General features: G+C 48.0%; 1 protein-coding gene. It reads left to right on the plus strand.

What is annotated here, in order from left to right:
- Positions 1-60 precede the first annotated feature (60 nt).
- Positions 61-1,076 (plus strand): IS630 family transposase gene (locus tag HZU72_RS23570; RefSeq protein WP_172116735.1). Its coding sequence is split into 2 segments (ribosomal slippage): positions 61-448 and positions 448-1,076, totalling 1,017 coding nucleotides; the frame shifts between segments, so codons are not numbered across the junction.
- Positions 1,077-1,083 lie beyond the last annotated feature (7 nt).

The raw sequence follows: 1,083 nt of genomic DNA on the forward strand, positions 1-1,083 counted from the left end.
TAAGTGAATCCGCATAAGTTATGGTGTATAAAGCGAGGCTTATAACAAGGGAGATGCACCATGTCTCGTCGCTTGCGCTTCATTTCTTTGACGCCCGACCAGCAACCTATCGTTAATGACGCCTACCAGCATGGTGAAAAGAGAGCACTACGCCGCAGAGCCCACGCCATCTTGCTCAGCCACAAAGGCCATACGATTAACCAGATTCGCGACATCCTCGGGGTTAAACGCGATACGGTGTCTACTTGGTTATCCCAATGGGAAAAAGACGGTATTGAAGGCCTTCAAGATAAACCTCGTGAAGGACGACCTAGCCTTCTCAACGAAAGCGAGCTTGCTGTGTTACAGCAACTTGTTGAAGAGCACCCGCATCAATTACCTGTCCTCCATGCTAAGTTTCAGGATAAGACAGGTAAAGTCGTCAGCCAGGACACGTTACGTCGTGCATTAAAAAAAACGGCAACAGTTGTAAGCGGGTACGCCGCTCATTGACTGCGCTGCGTGACGAAACGGATTTTCGTCGTACACAAGGCTTGATCAATGCTTTGAAGGAATGGGAAGACAATGGCGAGTGTGATCTTTACTTCTTTGATGAAGCTGGCTTCTCTCAATCATCATCACTTCCCTATGCATGGAGCCCGGTAGGTAAGCCTTGGGAAGTGACCGCCTATTCACGTAGCAAGCGGCTCAATGTGCTGGGCTTTCTCACCAGGAAAGGTAGCTTTTTCCATCGTATGACAACCGAGTCAGTGAAGACAGAGACCGTTATAGAAGCGTTCGATCAGTTCGCGGCACAGAAAAGTCCTGACGCCTTCGCCGTCGTTGTACTGGACAATGCCAAAATGCACCGTTCCAAAGCTTTCCAGCGCAAAATCATCGATTGGATGGCACACCGCATTCATCTGGTATATCTGTCGCCTTATTCGCCGGAGCTGAACCTGATCGAAATTCTTTGGCGTGAAATCAAATACAAGTGGTTACCGCTGACAGCCTACAGTTCGTTCGACAAGCTCTGTGAAGCGGTCAAAAACGTATGTGATAATTACGGAAAAAGTAACTCGATAACTTTTGCATAACCACTTA

It is taken from the genome of Vreelandella sedimenti (assembly GCF_013416325.1).
Classification (GTDB): domain Bacteria; phylum Pseudomonadota; class Gammaproteobacteria; order Pseudomonadales; family Halomonadaceae; genus Vreelandella; species Vreelandella sedimenti.